Annotated in this window: 17 protein-coding genes; 8 read left to right on the top strand and 9 right to left on the bottom strand. The window is 47.7% G+C overall.

The features are described from left to right. Positions 1–25 precede the first annotated feature (25 nt). Both folD and pckA read right to left on the bottom strand, forming a co-directional pair. Entirely contained in the window at positions 26–913 is an 888-nt protein-coding gene (folD, locus tag QFZ48_RS06445; RefSeq protein ID WP_079469351.1) for a bifunctional methylenetetrahydrofolate dehydrogenase/methenyltetrahydrofolate cyclohydrolase FolD, read from the bottom strand. A gap of 264 nt (positions 914–1,177) precedes the next feature. Next, entirely contained in the window at positions 1,178–2,779 is a 1,602-nt protein-coding gene (pckA, locus tag QFZ48_RS06440) for a phosphoenolpyruvate carboxykinase (ATP) (RefSeq protein ID WP_429061648.1), read from the bottom strand. Between the two features lie 323 nt (positions 2,780–3,102). Here pckA and QFZ48_RS06435 point away from each other — a divergent pair, with 323 nt between their 5' ends. The 6 genes from QFZ48_RS06435 to QFZ48_RS06410 all read left to right on the top strand — a co-directional run bounded on the left by QFZ48_RS06435 (position 3,103) and on the right by QFZ48_RS06410 (position 9,477). After that, positions 3,103–4,398, top strand: coding sequence for an aminopeptidase P N-terminal domain-containing protein (locus QFZ48_RS06435; protein WP_429044845.1), 1,296 nt, complete (start codon positions 3,103–3,105; stop codon positions 4,396–4,398). A gap of 119 nt (positions 4,399–4,517) precedes the next feature. After that, positions 4,518–5,285, top strand: a complete 768-nt coding sequence (locus QFZ48_RS06430) for a CDP-alcohol phosphatidyltransferase family protein (RefSeq protein ID WP_429061646.1) — start codon at positions 4,518–4,520, stop codon at positions 5,283–5,285. A gap of 46 nt (positions 5,286–5,331) precedes the next feature. Then, positions 5,332–5,577: a phosphoribosylformylglycinamidine synthase subunit PurS gene (gene purS, locus QFZ48_RS06425; protein ID WP_142683702.1), complete on the top strand. Its 246-nt coding sequence runs from the start codon at positions 5,332–5,334 to the stop codon at positions 5,575–5,577. A 102-nt stretch (positions 5,578–5,679) separates the two neighbouring features. Beyond that, entirely contained in the window at positions 5,680–6,348 is a 669-nt protein-coding gene (gene rsmI, locus QFZ48_RS06420; protein ID WP_370909354.1) for a 16S rRNA (cytidine(1402)-2'-O)-methyltransferase, read from the top strand. 79 nt (positions 6,349–6,427) lie between these two features. Then, on the top strand, positions 6,428–7,498 hold the full coding sequence (locus QFZ48_RS06415; RefSeq protein ID WP_429061644.1) for a winged helix DNA-binding domain-containing protein: 1,071 nt from the start codon (positions 6,428–6,430) through the stop codon (positions 7,496–7,498). Between the two features lie 89 nt (positions 7,499–7,587). After that, complete coding sequence (locus QFZ48_RS06410; protein WP_429061642.1) at positions 7,588–9,477, top strand: M1 family metallopeptidase; 1,890 nt, start codon at positions 7,588–7,590, stop codon at positions 9,475–9,477. A gap of 63 nt (positions 9,478–9,540) precedes the next feature. On the opposite strand, the gene QFZ48_RS06405 is transcribed toward QFZ48_RS06410, so the two are convergent. From QFZ48_RS06405 to QFZ48_RS06385, 5 genes are all read right to left on the bottom strand, one after another. Then, the gene (locus QFZ48_RS06405; RefSeq protein WP_429061640.1) at positions 9,541–10,548 is read right to left on the bottom strand and encodes a patatin-like phospholipase family protein; all 1,008 of its coding nucleotides are present in this window, start codon (positions 10,546–10,548) and stop codon (positions 9,541–9,543) included. A 37-nt stretch (positions 10,549–10,585) separates the two neighbouring features. Then, entirely contained in the window at positions 10,586–11,152 is a 567-nt protein-coding gene (locus QFZ48_RS06400; RefSeq protein WP_370909358.1) for a DinB family protein, read from the bottom strand. Between the two features lie 195 nt (positions 11,153–11,347). Then, positions 11,348–11,557: a hypothetical protein gene (locus QFZ48_RS06395; protein ID WP_079469342.1), complete on the bottom strand. Its 210-nt coding sequence runs from the start codon at positions 11,555–11,557 to the stop codon at positions 11,348–11,350. A 13-nt stretch (positions 11,558–11,570) separates the two neighbouring features. Continuing rightward, positions 11,571–12,002: a hypothetical protein gene (locus tag QFZ48_RS06390; RefSeq protein WP_429044855.1), complete on the bottom strand. Its 432-nt coding sequence runs from the start codon at positions 12,000–12,002 to the stop codon at positions 11,571–11,573. Between the two features lie 15 nt (positions 12,003–12,017). Then, positions 12,018–12,575, bottom strand: coding sequence for an RNA polymerase sigma factor (locus QFZ48_RS06385; RefSeq protein ID WP_429061639.1), 558 nt, complete (start codon positions 12,573–12,575; stop codon positions 12,018–12,020). Positions 12,576–12,694: 119 nt separating this feature from the next. Between QFZ48_RS06385 and QFZ48_RS06380 the strand changes: the two genes are divergently transcribed. Next, complete coding sequence (locus QFZ48_RS06380) at positions 12,695–13,579, top strand: cation diffusion facilitator family transporter (protein ID WP_429044857.1); 885 nt, start codon at positions 12,695–12,697, stop codon at positions 13,577–13,579. Here the strand turns inward: QFZ48_RS06380 and rsmG are convergent. Further along, on the bottom strand, positions 13,569–14,198 hold the full coding sequence (gene rsmG, locus QFZ48_RS06375; RefSeq protein WP_429044859.1) for a 16S rRNA (guanine(527)-N(7))-methyltransferase RsmG: 630 nt from the start codon (positions 14,196–14,198) through the stop codon (positions 13,569–13,571). The two genes, QFZ48_RS06380 and rsmG, sit on opposite strands and share 11 nt — an antisense overlap. Before the next feature lie 53 nt (positions 14,199–14,251). Next, positions 14,252–15,388 carry a glycosyltransferase gene (locus QFZ48_RS06370; RefSeq protein ID WP_429044861.1) on the bottom strand — a complete coding sequence of 379 codons (1,137 nt, stop codon included), beginning with the start codon at positions 15,386–15,388 and terminating at the stop codon, positions 14,252–14,254. Positions 15,389–15,528: 140 nt separating this feature from the next. Between QFZ48_RS06370 and tgt the strand changes: the two genes are divergently transcribed. Further along, positions 15,529–16,659, top strand: coding sequence for a tRNA guanosine(34) transglycosylase Tgt (tgt, locus tag QFZ48_RS06365; protein ID WP_429061637.1), 1,131 nt, complete (start codon positions 15,529–15,531; stop codon positions 16,657–16,659). The last annotated feature ends 27 nt before the right edge of the window (positions 16,660–16,686 follow it).

Here is a 16,686-nt window from a genome sequence, read left to right as displayed (position 1 = left end):
CCGGTTTTTTTAGTTCCGGCTATATTTAATTCATACTTCCTTTCAAACCAATAGTGGCGTGATAGGTATTTTTGAGTAATGCGGCAATCGTCATCGGACCTACGCCACCTGGTACAGGACTGATATAGCTGCATTTAGGAGCTACTTCGTCAAATTTCACATCCCCTTTCAGGCGGAATCCGCTTTTCCTGGTGGCATCTTCCACCCGGTTAATACCTACGTCCACAATTACGGCGCCTTCTTTCACCATATCTGCCGTCACAAAATCCGGTCTGCCGATAGCGGCAATAATGATATCTGCTTGCCGGCAAATTTCAGCCAGGTTGTGCGTCTGGGAATGGGTAAGGGTAACGGTGCAGTTACCGGGATTGGTATTGCGGCTCAGCAAAATGCTCATAGGCGTACCTACAATATGGCTGCGGCCTATCACCACTGCATGTTTTCCTTTGGTAGGGATGTTGTAATGCTCCAGCATCAGCATAATACCATAAGGGGTTGCAGGAATAAAGGCAGGTAAACCGCTTACCATTTTACCTACGTTCATGGGATGGAAACCATCCACATCTTTGCTCGGATCAATGGTGTTGATCACCAGCTCTTCATTAATATGTTTTGGTAAAGGTAATTGTACAAGGATACCATCCACATCCGGATTCTCATTCAACAGAATGATCTGGTCCAGCAAATGCTTTTCAGAGATCTGCGCATCAAAACGCAGGAGGGTGGAATTGTAACCGCATTCTGCACATGATTTTACTTTGGATGCTACGTAGGTTTCACTTGCCGGATTATTACCTACCAATATGGCTGCCAGGTGAGGGACCTTTTTCCCAGCGGCCTTCAATTCAGCCACCTGAGCGGCTAATTGGGCTTTTATAGCCTCAGAAACGAGTTTACCGTCTAAAATTTGCATGTGCAAAGGTAAGAAAAAGCTGTATGTAATCAGCTATGGGAATCAGCTTTTTAGGGAAGCGCTGTCAGAAGGAGTGGGGAGCTATGGACTTACATCTTCCGAAGATCCAGCAAAACAAGCTCCTGTAAAGGAACTTGCTTTGCTCAGGCATTGCGCCCGTCAGGAACTTACGAGTTGTTCAGTGGAAATTATAAGGCAAAACTTAAATATAAATCTTCTTGTTGATGTATACAACGGAAGAGCCGGATCACAGTACTTTATTTATTAAATTTTAGGCGCCGCAGCCAGGATTTCCGGTGCTGCAGCTCCCGCATATTTTTCAAAATTGCGGATGAACTGTCCGGCCAGGTCCCTCAACTGCTTGTCATAAGCGGCTTTGTCTTCCCAGGTATTGCGTGGGTTCAGGATGTTGGACGGAACGCCGGCGCAACGGTCGGGGATTGAAAAACCGAATACAGGATGCGTATGGAATGTTTCCTTATCCAGGCTGCCATTCAATGCCGCAGTGATCATAGCGCGGGTATACGACAATTTCATACGGCTGCCGGTGCCATAAGCGCCGCCGGTCCAGCCGGTGTTGACCAGCCATACGTTTACGTTGTATTTCCGCATTCTTTCACCCAGCATCTGTGCATACTGCGCCGGGTGCAGAGGCATGAACGGCGCACCGAAACAGGCGCTGAAAGTGGACTTCGGCTCAGTAATGCCCGCTTCCGTACCCGCTACTTTAGCGGTGTAACCGGAAATGAACTGGTACATGGCCTGCCCGGGCGATAACCTGGAAACCGGTGGTAATACGCCATAGGCATCACAGGTAAGAAAGAATATATTCTTTGGAATGCCTCCTATAGCAGGCTCCATGGCATTGTCGATATACGGCAACGGATAAGACACACGGGTATTTTCGGTGATCCGGCAATCCGCATAATTCACGGTATTGGTGCCGGGAAAAAAGTTGATATTTTCCAGCAGCGCACCTTCCCGGACTGCATGAAATATCTGTGGTTCTTTTTCTTCAGAAAGATCAATACATTTTGCATAACAACCGCCTTCAAAATTAAAGACGCCGGTCGCAGTCCAGCCATGTTCATCGTCGCCGATCAGCTTCCGCGAAGGATCGGCGCTGAGCGTTGTTTTGCCGGTACCGCTCAAACCAAAGAAGATGGCCGTGTCGCCGTCATCGCCCACATTGGCGGAGCAATGCATGCTTAACACATTTTTGTTGTGCGGCAATTCATAATTCAGGATCGTGAAAATACCTTTCTTAATTTCACCGGTATAGGCGCTGCCACCAATGAGGATGATCTTTTTGGTGAAATTCACGACGGAGAAATTTCCCTGCCGTGTGCCGTCAGTGGCGGGATCAGCCAAACAGCCGGGCGCCTGGATCACGGTCCAGTCGGGGTGCATGTAATCCAGTTCATCTTCCGAAGGACGTAAAAACATGTTGTAGGCAAACAGACTTGACCAGGGCAGTTCTGTAATTACTTTGATGTTGACCCGGTAATCCTGGTCGGCACACGCATAGCAATCACGTACCCATACATCTTTCCCGCTGAAATAACGGGTGATTCTGCTATATAAACGATCAAAATTTTCTTCAGAAATGGGGAGGTTAAAATCGTTCCAGTTAACAGTGTCTGTGGTGACGTTGTCTTTTACAATGAATTTGTCTTTAGGTGAGCGGCCGGTGTATTCGCCGGTATTTACAGCTAATGCCCCTGAATCGGCATATACCCCTTGTTTACGGGCGACCGTTTGCTCCGCCAGTTGCTCGGGTGAAAGTTGGTAATAGACGTTCGTTACGTTCTCTATGCCAAGTCCCCGTAAGTCAGCAACAGGATTCCTTACGCTACTCATTTGCATAAAAGCAAGATTGTTTTGGTGTAAAAGCAAAACTAGCGATTTTTTGATATTGTCAAATTTTATAGGTGTTATACCATTGAAATTTAGAAATTAAATAGCGGTTTGAGGTAGTTGTTGCGATATCTTCAGAATGTCTACTTTTCATTGCGGAATTATCTAACCACAATTGAGAGAATATACTATTAAATAATTGTAAGGAAATATTAGTACGATTTTGTCATTTAATGGTGCAGATATTGACCGATTTGCCGGTTCCGGCCATTTTCATATTTCTACCTCCCGAATTTTACATAGGTTTGAAGCCTCATTTGAAATTAAGCGATATGAAGAATCTGCCCTTGGATCCGCAGCTGTTCGTGAAGAACCGCCAGCGTTTTGTGGCTAAAATGCAGCCACAGTCTATAGCTATTATCAACTCCAATGACGAACTGCCCACCAATGGCGACGCGTTGTACAAGTTCAAACAGAATGCTGATCTGTATTGGCTCACAGGCATTGATCAGGAGGATACGATGGTGGTGCTATATCCCGATAACCCCGACCCGAAGTACCGCGAAGTACTGGTGCTGGTACGGCCCAACGAGTTAAAGGAAAAGTGGGATGGACACAGGCTGCGCAAAGACGAGGCATATGCGGTGTCAGGTATGAATACTGTAGTATGGCTCGATAGCCTGGATGCGCTTTTACAACAGTGGATCAACGAAGCCGCCAACATCTACCTGAATTCCAACGAAAATAACCGCAAGGCAAACCAGGTACCGGTAAAAGACTACCGCTATGTACAGGAAATGAAAGTACGCTACCCGCTCCATAACTACCTGCGTGCAGCCGTTATCTTTAAAGAACTGCGCGCGGTAAAAACACCGGAAGAAATCAAGGTGATGCAGGAAGCAATGGACATCACGGAAAAAACTTTCCGCCGCCTGCTGAAATTTATTAAACCCGGCGTATGGGAACATGAAATCCATGCGGAAATTTTACACGAATTCCTGCGTAACCGCTCTGCCGGTGAAGCTTATAGTTCTATCATCGCCTCCGGCGACCGCGCACGCACCCTGCATTACATCTCTAATAACCAGGAATGTAAGGATGGTGAAGTAATCCTGATGGACTTCGGTGCAGAATACGGTGGATACAATGCGGATCTTACCCGCTCTGTACCGGTAAATGGTAAGTTTTCGCCCCGCCAGCGCCAGGTATATGATGCCTGCCTGCACCTGCATAACTACGCCAAATCCATTCTCCGCCCGGGTATCACCATCGCCAAATACCACGAAATGGTAGGAGAGGAAGCCACTAAACAGTTCATAAAAATCGGTCTGCTCACAGAAGAACAGGTGAAAAACCAGGACCCGGAAACACCGGCCTACCGCAAATACCTGTATCATGGTATTTCCCATCACCTGGGTGTGGATGTGCACGACCTCGGCCCTTCTTTCCATCAACCTATCCCGGTAGGCGCTGTAATGACCATCGAACCAGGTATTTATATTGAAGAAGAACAACTGGGTATCCGCATTGAAAACAATATCTGGCTCACCGCCGATGGTAATGTAGACCTGATGAAGAATATTCCTATCACGGCAGATGAAATTGAAGCCCTGATGGCGAAAAAATAAAGGTGTTTTTTTGTGATTATCCTGCTTAGCAAAGATTAAAAGATAGATGATATAATATAATTGTCAATATTCTATCTTCGCTCATCAGGATAATCACAAAATCATCATAATCACAGTTAATGAAACAAATACCGAATATTCTTACCCTATGTAACCTCTTCTGCGGTGCACTGGCCATTATCTGCATACTGCATGCGCCTGAATACCGCGCGGAAATTAACGGTACCGACTATACGATTATCAGCCCTGAACCTGTATACTGGGCATCTGCTCTGGTAGTGATTGCAGGAATTTTTGATTTTTTTGATGGCATGATAGCCCGCCTCCTCAAAGTATCAGGGCCTATGGGCAAGGAACTCGATTCACTGGCCGATGTAGTTACCTTTGGCGTAGTGCCCGGCATGATGTTATACCGCCTCCTGCGCAGCGCTTATTTTCAGCAACCCGACGTATTTGACGTATCTATTCTCAACCTGGCGCCAGCCTTACTGGTACCCTGTTTCGCTGCTTACCGCCTCGCCAAGTTCAATATAGATACCCGTCAATCCGAAAGTTTCATTGGCGTGCCCACTCCGGCAGTAGCCTTGCTGGTGGCCTCTTTCCCACTTATCCTTTTATTTAATCCCTTCAACCTGGCACATTGGTTCCAGAATATCTGGGTATTATATATCACCATTGCCGTGCTCTGCTACCTGATGGTGGCGGAAATACCCATGATCAGCCTGAAGTTTAAAAGCAAAAGCCTGTCACACAACTGGCCCCGCTTCTTACTGATCGGGCTCACCCTGGTGAGCATACCGCTCCTGAAGTTCGCTGCTGTTCCTTTTATATTTATTTGTTACGTAATATTATCGGTAGTGGCGCCGCCCAAAATAGAAGTGGTTTAACATTCTGGATTTTTTGATGTAGGTTTGCGGCAAAATTTCTAGCACAATGACTTTTACTGCACATATCAATGTGATGCCACTGAAAGAATTATTAGACCCGCAAGGTAAAGCGGTAATGAGTGGTCTCAAGAACCTCGGCCTGGGCCAGGTACAAGATGTACGTATTGGTAAACACATTACTCTGCAAATTGAAGCCGCCAGCCAGGAAGAAGCAAGGCAGATCGCTGAAAATGCCTGCCAGAAACTGTTGGCAAACCAGGTAATGGAATCTTTTGAAGTACAAATACAATAATTAATTGCGAATTGCGGATAACGGAGCTGTGGGGAGATGACTGGTAAAGTCTCCGGACTGCATCTCCCCACACATTCGTAATTCGTAATTCGTAATTAAATTATGAAATTATATCTCGTTCCATCTCCCATTGGCAACCTCGCCGATATTACCTACCGGGCCGTAAAAGTACTCGAAGAAGCTGATCTCATCCTCGCGGAAGATACCCGTACTTCCAGCGTATTACTGCGGCATTACCAGATCAATAAACCCGTTACACCCTACCACCAGCATAATGAGCATAAAATAGTACAACACCTCCTGCAACAGCTGCAGGGTGGTAAAACAATGGCCATGCTCACGGATGCCGGTACACCCGGTGTTTCCGATCCCGGGTTTTTACTGGTAAGGGAATGCGCCCGCGCCGGCGTACCGGTAGAATGCCTTCCCGGCGCCACCGCCTTTGTACCCGCACTGGTAAACAGCGGCATCCCTATGACCCGCTTCGCCTTTGAAGGATTCTTCCCCCTCAAAAAAGGCCGCCACACCCTCTTTACAAAACTGGCCACCGAAGAACGGACTATCGTTTTTTATGAGTCGCCCATGAGGCTGCTCAGAACCCTCTCCGACCTGATCCAGTATTTCGGACCAGACCGCCCATGCTGCGTATGCCGCGAACTCACCAAAATGTTCGAGGAAAATAAACGTGGCACACTCCAGGAAGTACACGATTACTTCGCTGAAAAAGGTGTAAAAGGAGAAATCGTAGTAGTGGTTCAGGGCGTTGAATAATTATCTTTAACTTCAGGTTCGTTGCTGACATACCGTTGTCTCACCCGTGCTGTTGTTTTGTATAACAAATCATTTAGCCATGCCCGTTATTGATATTGCTGCATTAAGACTCCAGCATCAGCAGTTGCTCAAAACATCTTTCAAAAAACCACAGGACATAGTAGCCTTCTTCGGCGCCATGCAGGCACAGGAGCATGCCAACAGCAAATGGGGTATTGGCGTTCGGCTCCCCGGCAGCACCGATGCAGACATCGAAAAAGCGATCAGCAATAAATCCATTATCCGCACTACCGCCTTCCGCGGTACCCTGCACCTCCTGGCCGCCGCCGATGTACGATGGATACTCCAACTCATTGCCCCTACTATAAAAGCCCGCATGGGCAGCATGATGCGCAAACTGGACATGGACAACGCCCTCCTGCAGAAAACCAATCAATACATCGCCAAAGCACTGCAGGGAGGCAACCACCTCACCCGCAAAGAACTCATCACCCTGCTGCAGGAAAAAGGAATTAATACCGACGACCACCGCATGAACCACATCATTTATCATGCTGCGGCGGACGGAATTATTTGCAACGGCCCCCTCAGCGGAAAACAATTTACCTACACCTTATTGGATGAATGGCTGCCAGGCACAGCAACATTTAACAAACAAACGTCGCTGGTTACCCTGGCCAAACGCTACTTCATCAGCCACGGCCCGGCTACTTTACCGGACTTTGCCCAATGGGCCGGCCTGTCGCTCACAGATGCTAAAACCGGACTGGAAGGCGCCCAATCTGCATTAAAACCACTGGATGTAAGCGGCACGGCCTATTGGATGGCCCCCGGAAAAAAACAAACCACACATGACACCGCCCTGCTGCTGCCCGCCTTCGATGAATATTTCATCGGTTATAAAGACCGCAGCACACTGATAGACATGCAGTTCGCCAAAAAAGTAATGACGATCAACGGGATCTTCAACCCCATCATGGTGCAAAACGGGCAAATCATTGGCACCTGGAAACGCAGCTTTAAAAAAGACAGCGTCACCATCATGACCGATCCGTTTAAACCACTAAAAAAAGCCACATTCAAAACTTTTGAACCAGCCGCACAACAGTACGCGGACTTTCTCGGACTCACCCTCCACAGTTTCTCCTGATTTACTTCTACCGCCCGCATTCATCAAATATCAACGGCAAAATCGCCAAATCATCCTTATTTTAGCTGTTTTAAACCAAATGAAACGGAATGAAGTATCGGGTTACAACAGGTAGCTGTCTGGCCATCGCTTTGCTGGCGGGCAGCTGGTTAAAGCTAAGCGCTCAGTCAGACCGCTGGCAGCAGAGAGTAAAGTATACGATGGATGTGAAGGTGGATGCGCCGGCTAATCAGTTCACAGGACAACAACACCTTGAATATTACAATAACTCCCCCGATACATTAAAGAAAGTCTTTTATCACCTCTACTGGAACGCCTTTCAGCCCGGCAGCATGATGGATGTACGCAGCCGCGAACTGGGCAAAATTGTAATAGGAAAAGATAAGAAAGGGAACGAACGCCGCGACTGGGATAACCGCGTACGTGATCGCATCTCCCAGCTGAAACCAGATGAAATAGGTTACCAGAAAATCATCTCCCTGAAACGCGATGGAAAACCACAGGACTTCAAAGTAGTGGAAACTATCCTGGAAGTGCCGCTGGATAAGCCGATCCTCCCGCATTCCAAAGCCGTTTTTGACATGGAGTTTGCCTCACAGGTGCCGGTACAGATCCGTCGCAGTGGCCGCAATAACGCAGAAGGTGTGGACTTCTCCATGTCACAATGGTATCCAAAAATGTGCGAGTACGATTATGAAGGATGGCACGCCACCCCTTACATCGCCCGCGAATTTTATGGCGTATGGGGCGACTATGACGTAAAGATTACCATCGATAAAAAATATGTGATTGGCGGTACAGGCTACCTGCAAAACCCCGATCAGATTGGCCATGGTTACCAGAAACCAGGCGTCAAAGTAACGCCTCCCACCGGCAAAACGCTCACCTGGCATTTCATTGCGCCCAATGTGCATGATTTTATGTGGGCCGCCGACCCGGATTACAAACACATCACACAGAAAGTGGATGGCTTTACGGCGCACTTCTTTTATATCGACAACGAATACACGCACAATACCTGGCCTCAGCTGGCCAAAATGGTGCCGGCAGCCTATGCCTATATCAAAGCACATTACGGCGCTTACCCGTATGAGCAGTATTCGTTCATACAAGGTGGCGACGGCGGTATGGAATATCCAATGGGCACGCTCATCATGGGCAACGGTAAAATGGATGGCCTGTACGGTGTAGCCATGCACGAATGGATGCACAGCTGGTACCAGGGAATGCTGGCTACCAACGAAAGCCTGTATCCCTGGATGGATGAAGGCTTTACCACCTTCGCGGAAAACAATGTGATCTTTAACACAGTTGATTCACTGAAAGGCCGCGATGCACAGGAAGATGCTTATGCCGGTTATTTTGCGCTGGCAAGAAGTCCTTTCGAAGAACCCGCTACCACACACGCCGATCACTTTAATACCAATTATGGTTACAGTCTTACCGCTTACTCCAAAGGCGCTGTGTTCCTGGAACAGCTGGGTTATGTAATTGGCGCTAAAAACCGCGACAACGGCCTGTTACGCTATTATAACGAGTGGCGTTTCAAACATCCGAACGTAAATGATTTTGTACGGGTAATGGAGAAAGAAAGCGGGATAGAACTGGATTGGTACAAACAATATTTTATCAATGCGGTAAAACATATCGACTATGGTATCGACAGTGTTTTTGCAAAGGGAAATAAAACAATAGTGCGTTTGCGCAGGGTAGGATATATGCCGATGCCCATTGATTTTATGGTAACAGATAAGAGCGGTAATAAAGTGCTGCACTATATTCCGTTGTCAATCATGTATGGCGAAAAACCTAACGAATACCCGGATGTAAAGCGTATAGTCGATCCCGTTTGGTACTGGACTAATCCTGTTTATGAAGTGGAACTGGATACCCCGCTCGGAGATATTAAGGAGCTGGAAATAGATCCCAGTCAGCGTATGGCCGATGTGGACAGAAGTAATAACAAAGCAGTGTCTTAACACACACCAGTAATAAAGCATGCGCCGGGATGTTGTTTGCAAAAGCAGCATCCCGGTATTTTTTTACAGCAGTTGCAACGCTTCTGCTGCCCGCTGTTCCCCGGCTTCCATCATTTCTTTCATTGCCTGCGGTATAAATTCGAGTCCTCCCATAGCTACATCCAGCGCTGTTTTCGGGCGGATGACATGCAGCTTTACTGTTCTTTTTCCTTTGAACGGGTTAGCGGCGGGAAGATCAAAACACGCATCGATATCGGCAGCAGGGATGCCCTTTTTTTTCAGGTGATCTTTTACTGTATCAAGATAAGTCAGCGACTGGTTGATGAGCTGTGTTATTTCCAGGTCGGTGGCAGCTATTTCATTGGTGCTGTTATCCACCTGTTTTTCGAGGATATCGAGTAAATTTTTGAATAAGATATCATTTTCGCCGGGTGTTTCCGGGGTGAGCAGGATAACATAGATTTCGGCGGCGCCTTTTTCTATGGCCAGTTTAACGGGATGATAATGTGCGCCTCCTGCATTGGTGAACTGCTGCACATGATCGGGAAGGGAAGCCACTTCCACCGGTGGCATAAACACCGGCATGCTGCAGGATGCCTGCATGGCTTCACGGAATGTATAATTGTCGTGCAGCGATATAACGTCATAATCCTTCTTCACCATATCCGTACCCGATGGAGAAAAGTAGGTGATACGATTGGTTTGCAGGCAGCGCGCGGTCACAAATACTTCTTTGTTCAGCTGTTGCAGCGCCCGGAAGCGGACGTCGGTAAAGATGTTGGTAATTTTATGGGTAAGGGCGGTGGCGTTGTAAAGAGAGTTGTTTTGGGGGAAGCGTTGCAACATGGTACTGGTGCTTACCAGGTCGGCGGTGGTGTTGCTGGTGAACAATTTTTCCAGCAAGCCAATTTCTCCCAAAGCTGCAAGCGGAGCAATTAATGCGCTGATACCAGTGCCACAAAAAAAGTCGAATGCAATGGCTGGTTGTTGTGAATAGAGGTACTTCAGGGCGCCTACAGCAAAAGCTGCCCTGGAGCCGCCGCCGCTGATGACTAACGCAGTTGTAGCCATGATGATTTTTTAAGTAGCAACAATTTAACCTAAAAAATCAGAATATCAGCTGCTGTAATTGGTTCTGCCAGGTGTGGCCCTGTAATTCCTGGTCCTTTAATTTGTTCAGGTGATGTTCATTATGATGCGCAATGTAATACAGCATCTCGCGGATGGTAATTTTTCCGAGCAGGGGATGTGGCAGGCGATACTTATCCAGGTCACTTTCCGACCAGGCAGCCAGTTTGTTGATCAGTTTATTTTTCTGAAGAAGAAAACCTTGCAGTAACGCTGGTCGCTGCGCAGGATAGATCACCCCGGGCTGATAGGCCCTGGTAGCCTTTGCGCCGGCATCCAGTATCCGCTCATAATCAGCCACCAGCTGGTCGTACGACCGTGATGGCATGGCGCTGGTGCCGAAATACAGCAGGGTTACCTTGGGAAATCCCATGGCGCTGCTTACAGGCCTGATGGATTTGGTGAGATGATCGAGCTGCTGGCCGGCAGACCACTTACCGTAAGGTGAAGCGGTAAAACGTATATCCGGCAACGTATTCACAAAATCCACGAAGTTATCGAAACTGGTATTTAAGAGAGATTTGATCTCGTGCTGGTTCAGGTACATAGGAAACAAAATTTAGAGGGTTTCAGATACACAATACCTGGCTTTGTAAACAATATACCCGGGCCGCTGCATTCTCTTTGAAGTTACGTCAGATTTGCGAACCGGCCAATAGCATATTACATATAAAATGAATTTATGTATAATAAAACCGCCACATGGCCCGGGAATATTGATTTGCTGTGGAAAAATCTCAGATTATTCCAGCACAGCGCATTCAAAACCTTGTTTTTGAACGAATTCTATAATAATATTCTCTTCCACCTGTAAGTCGGCAATACGTAATACTTTATCGCAGTCGTCCAAGTCTACATGGCATGACCCAACGGGGAAGCTGGAAGCAATGGCCTGGATCATCTGCTGGCGCTCTTCCAGGCTGCCTATATTGGTTTTGAATATTCCTATCATCGCACAAATGTTTTTAGTGTGATTCTTTTTCTTCGTTTTTAGGTTGTTCAGGGTCACGGTCACGATCCCATCTGCTGTCCGGATCACGATGCCAGTCGTCACGTTTCCATGCGCCAAACCCGGTTCTGCAGCGGTTGCGCAGGTGTTCTCTCATTTTCTCCTGTTCTTCCGGCGTCATGTTCGCCATCCTGTCTTTCAGGCGGGATTTCCATTCCCGGCCACGGTTAAATTTATCGTGATGGTTATGCCATCCAAAAAGTAACTTACCCAGTAACATCAGGCCAAGCGCCTGCCAGAAAGTAATGACCGGCCCGTGGAACAGTTCAGGGATCAGGCAGTTCCATAATAGCATGGTGGCAAATCCCACAACTGTAACAAACAGCGCTCCCATTATCACAAATTTGAGCACCTGTAGTCCTCTTCTCCTGCCAAAATTGTTTCTCATATCTTTTTAATTAAATCAGTCGTTAAGTAATTCGTTGTACAGCTCTGCCAGGCGTTCCCGCAGGAATAGCACTGCATAACGTTTGCGTGACAAAAGGGTATTTACCCCGATGCCGGTTTCTTCACTCATTTCCTTAAAGGATTTCCCCTCCAGTTCGTGCTGCAGGAATACCTGCCGCTGATCGGCCGGTAACTCATCAATGGCCTGCATGATGGCTTCCGACATAATCTTTTTCGCCATCGGAGTATCTGCCTCCATGTTTTTGTCGGAAAGTAGTTCGGGGAGAAATAGCACTTCTTCGCCTTCTATCTCGCGCGTGAATTCGGAAAAAGGAGTTTCTTTCTTCTTACGGAACCAATCGGTAATCTTATTCCGGGTTACGGCAAAAAGCCATCCGGTGATAGAATCTACCTGGCTTCCCAGGCGCAGGTATTCGGTAAACTGATAGAAAACATCCTGTAAAATATCCTCTGCATCGGACGCATTATTTACCCGTTGCCGGATAAAATGCAGCAATCGCTTGCGTTCCTGCTTCACGGTTGCCTGTATGCGTTCGTTTTGCTCTATGGCCATAATGCTATTTGTAAGGACCAGCTGTTTCATCTTAATAAGGATGACGAAGCAGCGAAGCGGATATTTTATAAGGACGAAAAAAAATCTTCTTAAATTACGTACAAGGAAATCAGTTGTTTATGCATGATCATGCCCACGCTCATACGCCGGCACTTAACAACGCCCAGGTTAACAGGGCTTTTATATGGGGTATTTCCCTCAACCTGGCTTTTGTGGCGGCCGAGTTTATCGCCGGTTTCCTCACCCATTCCCTGGCCCTCATGGCCGATGCCGGTCATAATCTCAGCGATGTAGCCAGCCTGGCCCTCTCACTGCTGGGTTTCCGCCTGGTTAAAATCACCTCCAACCCCGGCTATACCTACGGCTACCGCAAAAGTACAATTCTTATCTCCCTGTTTAACGCTATGCTGCTGCTTATTGTGGTAGGCGTAATCGGATACGAGGCCATCCGCCGCTTCAGTCAGCCTTACGAAGTGCCCGGAACCCCCATTGCCGTTGTAGCAGGCATCGGCATTTTCATCAACGCCTTTACGGCCTGGCTGTTTTTCAAAGACAAAGAAAGAGACCTGAATATAAAAGGAGCCTACCTCCACCTGGCGGCAGATGCCCTGGTATCTATGGCAACCGTAGTTGCCGGTATCCTGATCATCTACACCAAATGGTATTGGCTGGATCCCCTGCTGAGTATAATAGTAATGGTAGTAATTGTAATCGGTACCTGGGGGCTGCTGCGCGACAGCCTGCGCCTGTCGATGGACGGGGTGCCAAAGGATATCGACTTACAGGAAATAAGGAAAAAAGCACTGGCCGTGAAAGGGGTGAAAGATATTTATCATATTCATGTGTGGGCGATCAGCACTACCGAAAACGCTTTAACGGCCCAGGTAACCATAGATCCGCAGCTGGACGCTGCCGGCACAGAAGCTTTGAAGAAAGAACTGCGCCATGAACTGGAACACCTAGGCATCCACCACACTACACTGGAAACCGGGTTTAGCTCTTAGCCAATACCACAAACTTCTCCTTAAAACTTTCTTCGGGGAAAATATCATACACCTTTACCAGGCGTGGTTTTAAGCCGCTGTCGGAAATTTCCTGGGCCAGATCCCCGCCCTTCAGGCAAATCAGCCCCTTCTCAAACTGCTTACCCGGCACGGTGGATTTCTTTAATACATGCTTGCTCCAGCGCCAGAGATCTCCCAAAGGAGCCACAGCACGGGACACCACGATGTCAAACTTCCGGTTCTTAATGTCTTCCACGCGGCTGTGCGCCGCAGTAACGTTTTTCAGCTGCAGTGCTTCCGCTACCCCCTCCACTACCTTGATTTTTTTACCAATAGAATCTACCAGGTGAAATTGTACTTCCGGGAAAAAGATGGCCAGGGGGATACCCGGGAATCCGCCGCCGGTACCCAGGTCCAGGATTTGGGTGCCTGGCTGGAACTCCGCTATAGCGGCTATACTGAGAGAATGTAATACGTGTTTTTCATATAAGGCGTCTATATCTTTACGGGATATCACATTGATCTTTTCGTTCCATTCCTGGTATAATCCCTGCAGTGCCTCAAACTGCGACAGCTGTTCCGGTGTGAAGTCGCTGAAATACTTTAAAATAACTTCCATGCGGCAAAAGTAAAGCAAAAGCAAATAAGCAGAAAGCTATTGCCTGCTGCTTATTACCATTTATTTTTTGACTTGAAAAGCAAGGCCGGTGTAAAAATGATATAATATAATACCATGAAAATATCCATCAGCCAGCTGAATTTAAACAAATCGCTTTCATCCAGCCTGCGCATGGCGGCATAAGTAATAATGGACTGTATCAGCACTTTCCCCGCGAAAATTCCCAGCACATACCAGAGTATGGGCGGCGGGAAAAATAAAGCGAAAATAAACGCCGGGTAAAAAAGGAAATGCGTCAGCGAAAATAATCCCAGCACAAACTTATGACCGAAACGGTAATGCTTACCGGTAGACATATGCCGGGTTTTTTGCTGGAACCAGCTTCTCCAGCTCAGCTTCGGCTCGGAGTAGGTAAAAGCCTGTTTGTCTATTACCACTCCCACATTTTTCCGGTTGGCCGCCGTGTTCACAAATAAATCATCGTCCCCGCTGGCAAGATGCTGGTGGCTTGTAAACCCCTTGTGTTTAAAGAACAGCTCTCTTTTATAAGCCAGGTTACGGCCTACACCCATATAAGGCATACCGCTCATGGCAAAGGAAAGATGCTGGAGCGCACTGAAAAAGGTTTCATACCGGATAATCTTATTCAGGAACCCCGGTTTTTTATGATAAGCGCCGTATCCCAGCACTATTTCCTTTTTATCGGTAAAGCCCTGGCTCATCAGCGAAAGCCAGTAGGTGCTGCCCGGTTTGCAATCGGCATCCGTAAGCAATACCTTTTCAAACTGGGCGCCCTTCAAACCGATGGAAAGCGGGTATTTCTTGCCGGGAATGAATTTAGCCGCCTGCTTGATCTCTATATGCCGGTAATGTGGATAACCTGGTTCAATGGAGCGCAGGTAGTACTTGGTGTCGTCTTCAGAGTTATCATTTACCACAATCACCTCGTATTCGGGTTTCATGTGCTGGTGATAGCGTTGTTGCAATACGCCCGGCAGATTTTTCTGCAGGTTCAATTCTTCATCCTTGGCGCAGATGATAACCGAAAAAGGCCCGTCCGGTGCATGGTCCAGGTCAAATTTACGTCTATAGAAAGCTACCCGGGAAAACACAAAAAGGAAATAAATGATCTGTATCCCGGCTATGGCAGCAAAAGAGTATAAGGCAATTTCACCTAGATGGTCTAGCATAATGACCGCAAAAATATAATATTTTTATTATCTGTAAAAGAATTAATTATGAACATTGGAGAGATTGCCTCCCGCAGCAAAATCCACCAGCTTCGATCTTCGCTTCATTTCAATATCTTTGCGGCCTGAAATATCGACGAGTGAATTTTGAACTGATAACTACAGATAGCGGCAGCAATGCCAGGGCCGGGAAAATCACCACTGCCCACGGGGAAATAGAAACGCCCATTTTTATGCCGGTAGGTACTGTTGGCAGCGTAAAAGCGGTTACCCAGGAACAGCTGCGTGCAGATGTACAGGCTCAGATCATTCTTGGCAATACCTATCACCTTTATTTAAGACCCGGCCTGGAAGTGTTGTCGCTCGCCGGTGGTCTGCATAAATTTAATGGCTGGGACCGGCCCATCCTCACCGATAGCGGCGGATACCAGGTGTTTTCCCTGGCAGCCAACCGCAAGATCAAAGAAGAAGGCGTGGTTTTTCAGTCGCATATCGACGGCTCCCGCCACCTCTTCACGCCCGAAAATGTAATGGATATCCAGCGCACCATCGGAGCCGATATTATTATGGCCTTTGATGAATGCCCGCCCTATCCGTCGGAATACCGTTATGCACGCAAGTCGATGGAACTCACACACCGCTGGCTCGACCGCTGCATCACACGCCTCAACGACACCCAACCTGCCTACGGTCATGAACAAACCCTGTTCCCGATCGTACAGGGCAGCACCTATAAGGATCTCCGCAAAGCCTCCGCGGAATACATTGCCTCCCGCAATTGCGCCGGTAATGCCATCGGTGGCCTCAGCGTAGGAGAACCGGAAAATGAAATGTACGAAATGTGCGGACTGGTATGCGAATCACTGCCCGCCGACAAACCCCGTTACCTGATGGGTGTGGGCACCCCCTGGAATATCCTGGAAAACATCAGCCTCGGCATCGATATGTTCGACTGTGTAATGCCCACCCGCAACGGCCGTAACGGAATGCTGTTCACCTGGAACGGCGTTATCAACATCCGGAACAAAAAATGGGCAACCGACTTTAGCCCCGTGGATGCTAACAGCCCCTGCTTTGCTACCAGCACCTACTCAAGGGCCTACCTGCGACACCTGTTTGTAGCCGGCGAAATTTTAGGCATGACATTAGCCAGTATCCACAACCTGGCCTTTTACCTGGAACTCGTGAAGGAAGCCCGCAGGCAAATACTGGCCGGCACTTTCGCCACCTGGAAAACCGGGATGATCAATCAGCTGAAAACACGCCTGTAAAAGTCCGGACTATAAAATAAACTAATA

Origin of the sequence: Chitinophaga sp. W2I13, assembly GCF_050434005.1 — a bacterium.
GTDB lineage: Bacteria > Bacteroidota > Bacteroidia > Chitinophagales > Chitinophagaceae > Chitinophaga.
This window is presented reverse-complemented; position numbering and strand designations above follow the sequence as displayed.